Origin of the sequence: Salinicola sp. CPA57, assembly GCF_003206035.1 — a bacterium.
GTDB lineage: Bacteria > Pseudomonadota > Gammaproteobacteria > Pseudomonadales > Halomonadaceae > Salinicola > Salinicola socius.
Genome location: NZ_PZJR01000001.1, coordinates 11,261 through 25,993, shown reverse-complemented (window position 1 = coordinate 25,993; position 14,733 = coordinate 11,261). Strand labels below are relative to the sequence as shown.

Annotated in this window: 8 protein-coding genes; 1 reads left to right on the top strand and 7 read right to left on the bottom strand. The window is 59.8% G+C overall.

Annotated features, from left to right (window positions below):
• Window positions 1-16: 16 nt before the first annotated feature.
• Window positions 17-3,202 (top strand): hypothetical protein, encoded by a 3,186-nt coding sequence (locus DOM36_RS00080; RefSeq protein ID WP_110640472.1) that lies wholly within the window; start codon window positions 17-19, stop codon window positions 3,200-3,202.
• Window positions 3,203-3,317: 115 nt separating this feature from the next.
• Here the strand turns inward: DOM36_RS00080 and DOM36_RS00075 are convergent, their stop codons facing one another.
• The 7 genes from DOM36_RS00075 to DOM36_RS00045 all read right to left on the bottom strand — a co-directional run bounded on the left by DOM36_RS00075 (window position 3,318) and on the right by DOM36_RS00045 (window position 14,727).
• The gene (locus DOM36_RS00075) at window positions 3,318-5,438 is read right to left on the bottom strand and encodes a M13 family metallopeptidase (RefSeq protein ID WP_110640470.1); all 2,121 of its coding nucleotides are present in this window, start codon (window positions 5,436-5,438) and stop codon (window positions 3,318-3,320) included.
• A gap of 77 nt (window positions 5,439-5,515) precedes the next feature.
• Window positions 5,516-8,329 (bottom strand): TonB-dependent receptor, encoded by a 2,814-nt coding sequence (locus DOM36_RS00070; protein ID WP_110640468.1) that lies wholly within the window; start codon window positions 8,327-8,329, stop codon window positions 5,516-5,518.
• Window positions 8,330-8,483: 154 nt separating this feature from the next.
• The gene (locus DOM36_RS00065; protein WP_110640466.1) at window positions 8,484-8,885 is read right to left on the bottom strand and encodes a biopolymer transporter ExbD; all 402 of its coding nucleotides are present in this window, start codon (window positions 8,883-8,885) and stop codon (window positions 8,484-8,486) included.
• A gap of 50 nt (window positions 8,886-8,935) precedes the next feature.
• On the bottom strand, window positions 8,936-9,652 hold the full coding sequence (locus tag DOM36_RS00060; protein WP_198651146.1) for a MotA/TolQ/ExbB proton channel family protein: 717 nt from the start codon (window positions 9,650-9,652) through the stop codon (window positions 8,936-8,938).
• Window positions 9,653-9,692: 40 nt separating this feature from the next.
• Complete coding sequence (locus DOM36_RS00055) at window positions 9,693-10,421, bottom strand: energy transducer TonB (protein ID WP_232823674.1); 729 nt, start codon at window positions 10,419-10,421, stop codon at window positions 9,693-9,695.
• Window positions 10,422-11,151: 730 nt separating this feature from the next.
• Window positions 11,152-12,969 (bottom strand): oligoendopeptidase F, encoded by a 1,818-nt coding sequence (gene pepF, locus DOM36_RS00050; RefSeq protein WP_110640464.1) that lies wholly within the window; start codon window positions 12,967-12,969, stop codon window positions 11,152-11,154.
• A 153-nt stretch (window positions 12,970-13,122) separates the two neighbouring features.
• On the bottom strand, window positions 13,123-14,727 hold the full coding sequence (locus DOM36_RS00045) for an ABC transporter ATP-binding protein (RefSeq protein ID WP_110640462.1): 1,605 nt from the start codon (window positions 14,725-14,727) through the stop codon (window positions 13,123-13,125).
• Window positions 14,728-14,733: the final 6 nt, after the last annotated feature.

Below are 14,733 nucleotides of genomic sequence, written 5' to 3'. Positions count from 1 at the left end.
GCTCAGGAGGCTATCGATGGCACCTTCGGTGAACTCAGACCGCGATATCAACACGTTGGATGCCACAGCCGCCACGGCAGGCTCTCCACAATGGTTGTCGACGCTGGTGAAGGCCATCGCTTCGAGCAAGTCCAATGGCGAAACGGAAGAAAGTCGTGATTCCGAGGCATCCGAATCGACCTCCGATACCTCGCTGAGCGTCGAGCAGATGCGCGACAAGTACGACATTCCGGATTTCACAGGTGACGGTCTGCTGGAGGTCAAGGTCGGTGACGACAAGACCGTGGGCGAGAAAGCCGCCGAGGATTTCATCAACGGTATCCGCGACGACGTGAAGAGTGGAAAACTCGCCGAGGATTCGGATGAAGCGAAACTGGTCGATCTGATCGACGCTCAGGGCGCCACCGAAAACGGCTACGATCTCTACGGCTACGTCGAGCTGATGGAGTCTGGCGGCTCGACCTACCGTCAAACCCAGACGGACCCGACGCACCTTACGGGCGATGACGCCAAGGCGATCATCGACGAAGACGAGTTGGCCAAACAGATTTCCGGCCTGATGCAGAAGGAAGGTATCAGCAAGCGTTACGACGATGCCCTGCAAGGCGCGATCGAGAGCATCCCCGAGGATACCAGGACGGATATCGCCGACAGGGTGGACAAGGCGCTATTCGAGCCCGACAGCAAGGACCCCAATCTGGACTTCGAGGATTACGTCATCGCCATGAAGGAGAAGGCGGACGCGACGGATGACGAGGCGCTGTCGGACGAGATCCAGAAAGAGGTCGACAACTATTTCGAAGCGTTGCAGGCGCTGGAGCCGGACAGCTACGTCGATCGTAAACAGACCTTCGATCAGAACATGATGACGCACCAGCTGGACTCCTATATGGAGAATCCCGACTCGGTGGATGCCGAAAATGCCAGCATTGGCCTGCGGGACACGATCGATATCGTGCAGGCCGGGGTCAACAGTACGCTTCAGAGCCTCGACAAGTCCGACAAGTCCTACAACGCCTATCAGACCCTGAACAAGGATCTGGAGTCCTTCAAGCAGTCTCTGCCCAGCCTGTCGCCGGAGGGCCACAAGCAACTGGCCAAGGCGCTGCAGCTGGCGACCGAGGTCACCAATCGTCCTGGCATCAGTCAGAATGAGAAGAACAAGCTGTTCCAGTCGGTCATCAACGATAACCTGAAATCGCTGCCCGCAGCGGAGAGAGGTACCTTCAAGAAACTGCTCGACTCGGCGAGTTCCACCGGCACCTTGGGCGCGATGAGTGGCACGATGAGCCTGATCAGCGGTGGTATGCAGATTTCCAACGGCGGTTGGGACGACATGTCCACCGACGAGCGCGTCGCCGCGGTCAGGGATCTGGTCGGTGCGCTGAGTTTCGGCAACGATTTCGCCCGATTCGGTTCGAACCTCATCGAGCAACTATCGGGCAAGATCGATGTGCCCGGCGTCGAGGGTGGCGTTCCCCGAGCGCAGGCGACCTCCTGGCTGGGGCTGCTGGGCGACAACTTCCCGGATATCTGGAGAACCGGAGCCGACGTCAAGGCCGACCTGTTCTCCGAGGCGATCAGTACCCGAGTCAACAAGGCCTCCGAGAATCTGGGCAATCAGGGGATCCCGCTGGATGATCTCGACGAGAACGGGCGCAAGAATTTCGAGAAGCTGGCGGAAAACCTGGGCAATCAGATGATCGACACGGGGTCTCGCACCTCGGGCGGGGATATCGCCAAGAATGCCGGGCGTTCGTTCCTTCGCTTCATGGGGGGCGCCGGACTGGATATCACCGGTGGCGTCATGGACCTCGTCAGCGGCGTCAAGAAGCTCAAGGATGCCGACACCGCGCTGGAAAGGGCAGGGGCCGGCCTTCAGATCGGGCTCGGTGCTTCCGGCACCGGCATGGCGATCGCCAATACGGTGTCGATGTTCGCGCCCAGCGGCAGCAATCTGGCTGCCAATATCGGCGGAATCGGCACTCGCGTGATGAGCGGGATCTTCATGGGAGCCCGCGTGGCTGGCCCGGTACTGGGTGTCGTCGGCACCATTTTCGGTATCGCCGGGACGCTGATCGCCGAGGCGATCAACCACAAGAAGCTGCAGAAGCTGACCGACTCCCAGGGCGAGTTCTTCAAGGATCTCTCCGAGTACGGCGTGACCGAGGAGGACTGGGGCGACAAGCTCGAGTTCGCCCGCTACGAGTCCTACATGTATGGCGGGCGCGACTCGCCCGACGATCAGTCGATCTTCGAGTACCAGGCCGACGAATGGGAACACTTCCAGAACACCGAGGGCGAGAAAGGCAGCTCGTTGCCGCGCCTGGCGCCTCATCTACACAAGGACGGCGACCCGGACGAGAAAAATCTCTGGGAAAAACATCTGGATGGCGGCACCACGCGACAGAACGGCAAGGACAGCTACTACAAAACCGATGACTGGCGTCCCTGGGGCGATACGGACACGGAAATACTGGACCCTGCGGACGAATCCGGTCTGCCCCGATATGGTGATAGTGGCGGCGCGGGCACCTTCAGCGACTTCAGAGAGGATATCGACCGGGTCGATATCGGTTCCATCGAGCTCGTCGATGATGGCCGCGTCGTGTTCGTGAAAGATGGCGTCAGGCAGATCATCGACCCCGAGGCCGGCGACAGTCACTCGGACAAGGAGACTCGCACCGAGATCATCGACTACCTCAAGGGGCTCTACGATCTCGCGCATCCAGACGGGGAGAGAAGCCAGCAGCGTATCGACGAGATGGATAGCGTATTCGCCCAGACCGATCGCTACAACGATGTCGATGCCATCGGCAATTACGTCAAGGCGGAAGACCCTGCCGCCTGGGACGAAAAGCCTGATGTCGTCAATATCTTCGGCGACAAGGGGAGCCCGGGTAATTTCGGAGACTTCAAGGAGGACATGGACAAGGTCGATGTGGCCTCCATCCGGGTGTTCGACGATGGCCAGGTCTACTTCAAGAAGTCGGGAACCTGGTACGTGCTCACACCGAACGCCAACAGCAAGATCGACGGCGAGTTCGACAAGTTCACCGGCTACCTCAAGGAGCTTTACGACATCACCCACGATGATGGTGTGCTGAACAAGCGTCTCGCGGCGCAGATCGACGAGCTGTTCGGAAGTACCGACGATTACAACGATCTCGACGATCTCAAGAAGTTTCTTGATATCGCCTGAGCCTAATGGCGAGCTGGTCCCCCATTGAATCGTCACGACCTGGATCACAACCACCACGAACCCCGGCCACATGGCTGGGGTTCGTCGTTCGGGCTGGCACGATCGTCGCTGAACGCTACCAGATCACCACCCGCTTTTCTGGCGGTAGGTAGAGATCGTCGCCGGGCGTGACATCGAAGGCGTCGTACCACGCATCCATGTTGCGCACGATGCCGTTGACGCGGAACTGCGACGGCGAGTGGGGGTCGCCCTGCACCCGGTTGATCATCTCCTCTTCGCGCATCAGGCGGCGCCAGACCTGGCCCCAGGCCAGGAAGAAGCGCTGGTCACCGGTGAAGCCGTCGATGACCGGCGCGGGGTTGCCATCGAGCGAGCGGTGATAGGCGCCCAGGGCAATGTTGAGTCCGCCGAGATCGCCGATGTTCTCGCCCATCGTCAACTGCGGGTCGAGCGGGTAGCCCGGCACCGGTTCGTACTGGGCGTACTGCTGCCCGAGGCGTTTGGCCAGTTCGTCGAAATGCTCGGCGTCGGTCGGTGTCCACCAGTCGGTCAGCATGCCGGTACCGTCCGACTTGCGGCCCTGATCGTCGAAACCATGGCTCATCTCGTGACCGATCACCGCGCCGATGCCACCGTAGTTGACCGCCGGATCGGCGTTCGGATCGAAGAAGGGCGGCTGCAGGATCGCCGCCGGAAAGACGATCTCGTTGCGTGATGGCGAATAGTAGGCATTGACGGTCTGCGGGTTCATGAACCATTCGTCCCGGTCTACCGGACCACCGAGCTTGGCCAGATCATCCTGCCAGTGCCACTGGCGCGCGGCTCCGATATCGCCGTAAAGATCGTTTGAACTGATGTCCATCCCTGCATAGGTTTCCCATTCATCGGGATAGGCGATCTTGGCGGTGAAGGCGTCGAGCTTGTCCAGCGCTCGCTGGCGGGTCTGGTCGGTCATCCAGCTCACCTGGTGTTGCAGACGGTCGCGGTAAGCGTCCTCGAGATTGGCGACCAGCGTCTCCATCTCGCTCTTGGCCCGGGGCGGGAAATGCAGCATCACGTAGAGCTTGCCGACGGCCTGGCCCAGAAAATCATTGATCAGCGATACGCCGCGTTTCCAGCGCTCGCGCTGCTCCGGCTGGCCGGACAGATGCCTGCCGTGGAAATCGAAGTGCGCCTGACTGAAATCGCTCGAAAGGTACGGGCTCTTGGCATCCAGCAGGCGGAACATCGAGTAGGTCTTGAGCGTCGAGAGCGGCGTTGTGTCATAAAGCCGTGCCAGGTCGCGAATGGCGGTGTTTTCCGTCAGCACGATCTTATCCTGCCCGGAAAGACCGCTGGCCGCGAGCCAGCCCTGCCACGGGAAGCCGGCGGCGTATTCGCCAATCTGATCCTGTCGTAGCGGGTTGTAGGTCAGATCGCGATCCCGCTGTTTGGCCGGTGCCCACTCGACCCTCGCCATGGCAGTTTCCAGCTCGAGGATTCGCTGTGCGCTCTGTCGGGGATGAGGCTGCCCCGCCAATGTGAGGAGCCTGTCGATGTAGCCGAGGTAGGCCTGGCGAATCGCGTCGAACCGCGGATCTTCGCCAAGGTAATAGTCCCGGGTGGGCAGGATCAGCGGTATCTGCGACAGGTAGACGGCGTAGCGATCCGGCGCCTTGACGTCGATATCGATCTCTGGCGTCACGATAGCCGGCACGCCGAGGCGACTGTCGGCGCTGAACCGGGCCAGATCCCCCTTGCTCCCGATCGCCGCCAGGCGCTCCAGGTCCGGTATCAGCGGCGTGAGGCCCTTGGCCTCGATAGCGCCCTCGTCCATCCAGGCGTGGTAGAGATCGCCCAACCGCTGCTGGGGCGAGTTCGGCGGCGTGTTGGCGCCATCGAGCTGGCGGAGAATGTCGCGCACCTGCTGTTCGGCGCGGTCGGCCAGCACGGTAAAGGCGCCGTAGTTGCTGCGGTCGGCCGGAATTGGGGTGCGTGCCAGCCAGCCGCCGTTGACGTAGTGGTAGAAGTCGTCGCCGGGGTCGATGGCAGTGTCTCTGGCTCCCAGATCGACACCCCAGGGCCCCAGCATGGCAGAAGAGGGCGCCGTGGCAGAGGCGCTGGCAGCGGCGGGCGCGGAGGGCGAAGCGCTCTCTGGGGCATCGGCAAGCGCGCTCGAGCTGGCGGTACCGGTAATCATCAGGAGCAAGAGGGCGCGGCGGATCGCCGCCGTTAGCTTGAAGTGTCTGTCAGTCATAACGTCTCGGTAGTTCGGATGAAAAAAAGCCGCTGCACGAGTCAGCGGCAATCGATCGTTAAGGAACGCGATGCCCGTCAGAAAGCGTAATTGAAACGGGCGTAGACAGTGCGACCCAGTGCATCGGCGTAGCGGGCATCGTAACCGAGCTGGCCGACCTCCGGCTGGTTGGAGAACGGGGGATCGCGGTCGAACATGTTACGTACGCCGAGGGTGACCGTCGGGCCGGCCGTGAACGCGTACGAACCCAGTGCGTCCCAAGTGGTGTAGGAACCGACTTTACTGTGAGTAGAGGTGTCGTAGTCGTCATAACCCGTCATGTAGTGATTGATGACACCGGCACCCCAATGGCCCTTGTTCCAGTTGACGGAAAGTTTGTGTTTCCAGCGGAAGACAGTGCCATAACCCGAGCGGTAATGGCCGACGCGACTGACATAGCTGCCATCCGGCGTTTCCTGGAAGTCATAGCGGTCGACGTACGTGCCGGTATAGCCCACGGAAAAGAAGCCGTAGTCTGTCGGGAGGCGGTAATTTGCCGACACGTCGACACCGTTTGTCTTGGTCGTGCCAAGGTTTTGATAGCGAACCGGTATATAGTTGATCGGTCCATTTTCTCCGTCACGCACGATAGTGCCTGGCTCGTTGGCGATAACGTAATCCGAGGTCGGAAGATCGATCTCGTTCTCGATCTCGATCCACCAGAAATCCAGCCCTGCTGAAAAGCTCTGGAATGGCTGATAGACGAAGCCGAGCGTCCAGTTCTTGGCCTCTTCCGGTTTCAGATCCTCGTTACCTCCCTGCTCTTCCAGGAACTGGGTGTTACAGTCGCGACTGCCAACGCCGCCGTTGGCTGGCGAGCCACCGGGGCAAAGGAGCGGGTCATTTAGGCCGCCTGGCGAGAAGGTTTGCGCTGCGGGATCGTAGAGTTCGTAGAGCGAGGGGGCGCGGAAGCCTTCGCTATAGGCACCACGAACCAGCAGTTGTTGAAATGGTTGCCAGCGGAAGGAGATCTTGGGGTTGGTGGTGTCGCCGACGTCGCTATAGTCGTCGTATCGTACCGCGGCCGTGACTTCGAGGCCGTCGATAATCGGTACGTTCAGTTCACTGTAGATGCCTTTGACATCACGACTTTCGTTGACCGAGGCATCCGGCGACAGCCCGCCGCTGGTAGCGCGGGAGGCTACGTCGGGATCGGTTTCTAGCTTCAGCCGTTCGTGACGGTAGTCGGCGCCGACGGCAATCGCCGAGGAGCCTGCACCAAACCAGTCGCCGATTTCACGACTGAGTTTGCCGTCCCAGGCATAGACGTCGTTCTGCGCGCTCCATACGAGCCCGCTGGCCTCGGCATCCGCCAGCGCTTGTTGGCCAGCTGCGGTCAGCGGGTCGGTGGAGAACGGATCGATCAATCCGTTGTTGAAAGCGTCTTGCAGATCGTCGTCATCGAGATAGCCGCTGCGATAGTTCAGGTCGGTAGTGCTCTGGTTCCAGGAGACGGCACTGTCGTAGTTGAAACCGGAGAAATCGCCGGTGAAATCCAGCACCAGACGCTGGGCGTCGATGGTGTTGTCAGTCACACGGGGCCCTGCAGGGATACCGCGCCAGCGCACATCGATCGGCTGGGTCGGATCGAGCGCCGGATCGTTCGGATAGAAGGGTGTACCTGGCTGCATCACTGGACCACCGGAAGTGGGCGACGGCGCGCTCAATGAGGTGTTCTTGTTGCGTGACCACAGATAGGAAAGAGATGCCGTGTGATTCTCCGCCAGCTTGGCTGCTGCTCGCGTATAGAGAGATGTGTTCTCGGTTTCCTGCTGTATTTGCCCGTACCGACCGTAATCATAGGTACAAGTGTCGCCACCGGTATCGACCAATCCCTCTCCGCCACACCCTTCTCCCGCAATCGGATTACCTGCTACGCCGCCTTGATAGTAATTGCCTGGATAGGCAAAGGATGAAGTGCCGTTGATACCGCTTGAGGGATCGTAAATCTGCCGAATATTGCCACGGTCGGTGTAGTCGACGGCATCCTGCTTGCGGTATCGCATTGACCCCATGAAGTTGAAGCCATCTTTCTCGAGATCGCCGTTACCCCAGGTGGCGCTGATGTCGCCGCTATCGCCGCCGCCACTGTGGGTGGGCGCGTCGTAACCTAACTCAACATTACCGCCAGTAAGATTTTTCTTGGTGATGAAGTTGATGACCCCGCCGATGGCGTCGGTGCCGTAGATGGCGGAGGCGCCGTCACGCAGGACCTCGACGCGTTCGATGGCGCCGAACGGGATCGAGTTGAGGTCGACGGCGCTGCCGTCCAGCGAGTTATTGGCCAGTCGGCGACCATTCAGCAGTACCAATGTCTTGTCCGTGCCGATGCCACGTAGGTTGGCAAAACTGGCACCGCCGGTAATGGCTGTGCCTGTGCCAAAACCGGGCCCGTAGCTGGTGTCGTTGGCGGAAATCTGCGAGAGCAGTTGGGCGGTCGAGGTGATGCCCTGCTGTCGCATCTCCTCGGCTTCGATGATGGTGACCGGGACGGCAGTTTCGGCGTCCGTCCGGGCAATTGCCGAGCCGGTCACCTGCATACGGCCGAGATCCTGCGTCGGTGCCGTTGCGGGCGCCGCGACGGCCGCGGCAGCCGCAGCGGGTGCCGCTTCGGCGGGAGCGGCCGGTGCCGGCTCGGCAATCTCGTCGGATGCACCGGCCGGCGGGGCGACGTAATCGTCGTCACTGTTCTGCGCCATGGCCAGTGGTGCCGCTGCCAGGATCAGACAGGTCGACGCCAGCAGGGATGACTTGCGCCATACGCCGGGATTCAGGATCGAGCGTCGCCAGCCGAATTTCGGGCAAAACGGGTCCGTGGGATGCTTGGCATCCCAAATTTTTGGGGTGGTCATTGTCGGGGTGTTCCTTGAATAGCAGTTGTTGGTATTCGAAATTCAATAGCTATTATTTGGATGCTCTAGATTGTTGTTATGAGTGGTGCTTTTTCTCCTTTCAGGATGAGAGTGAACCCGCTGCTAGCTGAGAGCGACGGCTATTCCGGAAAGCCTAGGGCTGCGTGAGCACGGCCACTTTCTGAATGCCGGAGCGTTCCAACGCTGCCATGGCCTTGGCAACCGTGCCGTACTCCACCCCTTCATCCGCCTGAAGCTGTACGGCTTGGTCGGGGTTGTCCTCGTGAGCCTGGACCAGCGCCTGCTCCAGGTCTTCGAAGCTGTACTCCTTTTTGCCAATAAAATAAGCACCATCGGCATCGACGCTCACGACCATTGGCTCCTTGGTTTCGGGAGGCGCGACGGCCCCCGTCTTGGGCAAATTGACGTGGACGGCATTGGTCATGAGCGGTGCGGTGACGATGAAGACCACCAGTAGCACCAGCATCACATCGACCAGCGGCGTGACGTTCATCTCGCTGAGCACTTCGTCATCGTCGTGACTGGAAAAAGCCATGTCTCGTTACCTTCTTATTTGCAGGTTGAGGGAGAACTCGTACGTCGGGGTCAACCCATTGCCGGTGCAGGCGATGGTACTTCCGGTGCGACAGGTCTGGGGGCATGGCTTTGAAAGGCATGCTGTTGGGCCAGGCTGTAGAAATCGTGAGCGAAGTCATCCATCAGCGAGACGTTGAGTTTCAGGCGCCGCGTAAAGTAGTTGTAAACCAGCACGGCTGGCACGGCGGCAGCGATACCCACCCCTGTCGCGATCAGTGCATGTCCGATGGGGCCGGCCACGGTATCCAGGCCCGCCTCGCCGGTTTCGCCGATGGTAATCAATGCCTCCATGATGCCCCACACCGTGCCGAACAGACCGATGAACGGCGAGGTACTGCCGATACTGGCGAGGATCGCCAGGCCGCCTTCCAGAGAGCGCCTTTCACGTTGGATCTGCTGTCTCAGCGTACGTTCGAGGCGATCGGAGCGATTGATCTTCTGGGCCAGATCCTGATTTCTGGGCGCGATGTCTCGTCCCGTAATGACATCGAATCCGGCTCGCGCGATCGATGCCATGGTGCCGGGGCGTTTTTCGCTGATGGATTCGCCTTCTTCCATACTCTTGGCCTCCCAGAAAGCCTTCTGGAAGCGTTTGTTCTCGACTCGGTTCCTGGCGAATTGAAGGCCCTTGATCAGCAGAATGGCCCAGGTCGCGATGGAGAATACGATCAGCGTCCACAGCACGCCGGGGACGATCATGGCGGTAATATCGTTGGATTCCATCATGGTGTTTTCCTTGCTGAAGATGTTGCATCGTTGTTGTTTGTCAGTTGGGAAGCTGAAACGCGATTGTCTGCAGCGCCCAGCCCTTGATCGGCGTATCGCCACGTCTTGCCGGCTTGAACGTCCACCCACGAACCGTCTCGACGGCGGCTTCATCCAGTTCTCGATGCCCACTGGACTGAATGACCTGTACCTGACCCGCCGTGCCATCAGGCATGACCAGGATCTTCAACTGCACATTGCCTTCGTATCCGCGGCGCAGTGCCAGCGAAGGATAGCGGGGCGGCGGGTTGCCGAGACTCTGCATGCCGGATACTGCGGGCGTGACCTCGTTGCTCGACGATGCGCTGGCACTCTGCGCCGGCTTAGAAGGCTGGCTCGGTGTCGGTGCAGGCTTCTGCGGAGCCGGCGTGGGTGCTGGCTTCGGTTGCGGCTCGGGCTGAGGTTGTGGCTCAGGCTCAGGCTGCGGTTCCGGTTCCGGTTCCGGTTCCGGTTCCGGTTCCGGTTCCGGTTCGGGCTCGGGCTCGGGTTGTGGCTCAGGCTCTGGTTGAGGTTCCGGCTCTGGTTCGGGATCCACTTCCTCTTCGGCCGGTGTGACGGCGACATCATCCACGACCGGTGCTTCCTGAACGGGCGGCGGTTCGACCGGGGGAGGCGGTGGCGGGGGCGGTGGTTGCGGCGGAGGTGCGCTGGTCAGCGAGACCGTGACTTCCGAGGCCTGGGATGCCTGATTGGGCAGAACTTCGGCCGCAACCATGGGTTGACGATTCAACGACCACCATATCAATCCGTGAATCAGCGCCGATATCGCTATCAGGACCAGCACTTCCGGTCGTGATATCGAACGTCTGTTTTTTTGCGTGAATCCCTGAGCGGGAAGCGCGTGCTCGATCGCGGTCATATTGTCTCGATTGTTCTAGTGACTGCTTGCTTGCGACCTACCAATAGGCGGCCGCTCTCCCTTCTGAGGTTTAGAGCAATTTGTGTGCCAGATTTGGCAGTAATCACGGGTTTTTCGGAGTGAGATTCCGACGTCAGGCAATGAGATGATAAAAAGGGGGGGGGTGAATATTTTATACAAAATGATTTGGCAATATTTAAATTAAAATAAGCGTTTGTTTGTACAGAGTATTTTCATGAAACAGGGGCGATGCGCCAGTCTATGGCGTGCAGGGTTCTTGTGTCGCGGTATCTTAGAATCGTTCGGCGCCATGGCGTTATTGTTGTCTTTGTGTGGCGTTGTTTTGAGTAGCGTACTTGTATTTCAGAATGTCCCGTATCGTGCCAATTTATTGCACTTTGTTTGTGCGTGTTTATAGATTTTGCTCTCGAAAAAAACATACGTTTATTGAATATGTGAATAGAGAATTTGAATGATGATTTTGAGAAGGTGAGAGAGGTTTTATGCATCTCAGAATAGAAAACGCCTTCCGGAAGGAAGGCGTTGGGTGTGGCTCATGGCGAGGCCGTTATTGAAAGCGGCGAGAAAAGAGCGCTGGCCGTCAGCTTTTCTGGTCGAGAATGTCTTCCGCCTCATCGATGAGCTGATTCATGGTTTCGATAAGATTGTCGTAAGGTGCCGGCGTTGCGAGGTCGACGCCGGCATTTTTCAATAATTGATATCCGCTTTGCGCGCCACCCTGGGAAAGCACGTTGAGGTAGCGATCTCTCCATGTTTCGGGGTCCTTTTCCAGTCCTTGGGCAAAAACCTGTGCCGCTGTGATCGAGGTGGCGTATTGGTAGACGTAGAAGTCGTAGTAGAAATGCGGGATGTAAGCCCACTCGGCATAGTCCGTCTCGTCGATGTCGGTAATGCCCTCATCGACGCCGTAGTACTTGCGCAGAATCTTGCCGTACATTGTCGTCAGGCGATCACCGGATAGCTGTTCGCCATTTTCGGCTGCCTGGTGAATGGCCAGTTCGAACTCCGCAAATTGCGCCTGGCGAAAGTAGGTCCCGCGAAGCGCCTCGAGTGCCTGGCCGATATAGAAGAGCTTTTCCTCCGGCGTCTTGGCTTGCTGGATCATGCGATCGACCAGCAGTTGCTCGTTGGTCGTGGACGCGACTTCGGCGGTGAAGATCGAGTAGTCCGACGTCGCGTATGGCTGATTCTCCTCGGTCAGCATGCTATGAAGGCCATGGCCCCACTCGTGAGCGTAGGTCGATACATCGCCGTAACTGCCATTGAAGTTCATCAGCACGTAAGGGTGCACATCGTAGGCCGAGCCGTTCATGTAGGCGCCGGAGCGTTTGCCCTGACTCGGGTAGGCGCTGGTCCAGGGGGAATCGGTGGCACGCTCGAGCAGTTCGGCGTAATGCGGACCCAACGGTGCCGTCGCTTCCCGGGTCAGCTGTCGCGCGTCGGCGAGATCGAAGGTCTTGTCGAGTTCCACCAGCGGTGGATAGATATCGTAGTAGTGCAGTTGATCGACACCGAGAATGCGTTGGCGCAGTTTGAGGTAGCGATGCAGCGTATCCAGATGGGCGTTTGTCGAGTCGACCAACTGTTGATAGACCGCCGTGGGGATATCGTCGCGGGAGACCGCGGCGGCCATCGCGCTGTCGTAGTGACGCAGCTTGGCTTCGGTGACATGCTGCTGCACCTGGGCGTTGAGGAGCGACCCGAAAGTGGAAGTGAACTGCTGCCAGGCCGGCCAATAGGCCTCGAAGACACGTTGGCGTACGTCGCGATCCCTGGATTCTCGCCAATGACTGTAACCGGCGGCATCGAGTCGCACGCGCTTGCCGTCGATGGTGATAGTGGGCCAGTCGATGTCGGAGTTCGCCAGTAGCGAATAAGGTGTCTCGTGGCTCATCACCGGGCCGAGAGCCGCCAGCGCGGTTTCGGTCTGCTCGGAGAGCGTGTGGGGCGCCTCCCGAATCACGTTCTCCAGAAAGCGGCGATGATCCTGGAGTTGCGGGTTGGAGAGCCAGCTCGAGAGTGTGCTTCGGTCCATCGCGATCAGCATCGGACGCAGATAGCCGATGGCGGATTCGAACCGCGCCATCAGTTGCTCGGCGCGTCCCTGTCGCTCCTGCGCCTGACCGTCACGCAGATCCTCATCGGCCTGAAGAGAGGCATAGGCCTGAACGCGATTGGCGGATTTTTCGACCGAGCGGATAGCATCCAGCGCCGTGGCCAGCGCTTCCGGGCTCTCGGTCAGCGTGCGCTGATAGTCGCCGAGGTCGCCGATGCGCTCGTCGACATCTTTCAGCGCCTGCTGCCAGTCGTCGAGGGACGGGTAGAGATCGGTGAGATTCCACTCGCCATTCTCGGCCGAGGGCATTTGTGCTTGCGCCAGCGCGCCCGGTGACGCCATGAACGAAGCGCTCGTCAGTAGAGCGCCGAAAATCAGTGACGCGGCTGTCTTGTTGTCGGTAAATCTTAGGAAAACCACGATGGCCTCTCGAGTCGATTGTTGTTGTTGGTCGATTGTTGTTGGTCGATCGTCATTGTTGCCGTTTCGGCTGTCTCAGGCTGCGGCCTCGGACTCCAGAAATGCCGCCTTGAGCAGTGCTTGAGTGTAGGGTTCTCTCGGATGGGTGAAGATATCCTCCACCGAGCCGTGTTCGATGACCCGCCCCTCCTTCATCACCATCACGTCGTCGGAGAGCGCGCGAACCACCGAGAGATCATGGCTGATGAAGAGATAGGTCAGGCCGTGCTTCTTCTGCAGATCCCGCAGCAGGTCGATGACCCGGACCTGAACCGAGCGGTCGAGGGCCGAGGTCGGTTCGTCGAGCAGCAGCAGCTCGGGCTTCAGAATCAGCGCGCGGGCGATGGCGATTCGCTGACGCTGGCCGCCGGAGAATTCATGCGGGTAGCGGTTGCGCATCGAGGGGTCCAGTGCGACCTCTTCCAGCGCGGCGATGACCTCAACCTCGCGCTGACGCCGATTCAGCGCCGGGTGATGCACCTTGAGGCCTTCACTGATGATCTCGCCCACCGTCAGGCGCGGTGAGAGCGAACCGAAGGGGTCCTGGAATACCACTTGCAGGCGCGACCGCAGCGGCCGCATCCCGGACTTGTCGAGCCCGGAAATATCGGTCCCTTCGAAGCGAATATCGCCCTTGGATTTCAGCAGCCTTAGCAGGGCTCGGCCTAGCGTCGACTTTCCCGAGCCGGACTCGCCGACGATGCCCAGCGTCTCTCCACGCCGAATGGTGAGGTCGATCCCCCGGACGGCTTCGAAGTACTGACTCTTGCCGAACAGACGCTTCTTGAGCGCGAAGCGGACCTTGATGTCGCGCCCGCTCATCAACACCGGCGCATCCGCCGGCGCCGGCTCCTTGCGGCCTCGCGGAATCGCGTCCAGCAGCATGCGGGTATAGTCGTGCTGGGGATTGTCGAATACCTCGAGGGTGCGGCCGCTCTCGACCACCTCGCCATAGCGCATCACCGCGACGTGATCGGCGAAGTGACGAACGATGCTCAAATCATGGGTAATGAACAGGATCGCCATGCCGTACTTGGCCTGCAGCGACTTGAGCAGGTCGAGGATCTGCGCCTGTACGGTGACATCGAGTGCCGTTGTCGGCTCGTCGGCGATCAGCAGCTTGGGCTCGCAGGCGAGCGCCATGGCGATCATCACCCGTTGACGCTGACCGCCGGAGAGCTCGTAGGGATAGCTATCGATGCGTCGTTCCGGCTCGGGAATGCCGACCTGGTTCAATAGCTCCAGGACGCGCTGGCGATTGGCCTTGCCGGTAAGCTGTTTGTGCTTGATCAGCACCTCGCCGATCTGGCGGCCGATGCGATGCAGCGGATTGAGCGAGGTCATCGGCTCCTGGAAGATCATCGAGATATCGTTGCCGCGCACGCGACGCATCCGCTTGGGGGTCACCTCGAGCAGATTTTCGCCATTGAAGCGGATCGCACCGGTGGTTTCGGCGAGCTCGGGAAGCAGACGCATCGCGGCGGTGGAAGTCACCGACTTGCCGGAACCGGATTCGCCGACCAGCGCCATCGTTTCGCCCTCGGCGATGGAGAAACTGACGTCCTTGACTGCGGTCACCGGTCCATTGGGCAGCTGAAACGTCACGCTGAGCTTGTCGATTTCGAGCAGGGATTGAGTCATCGATCA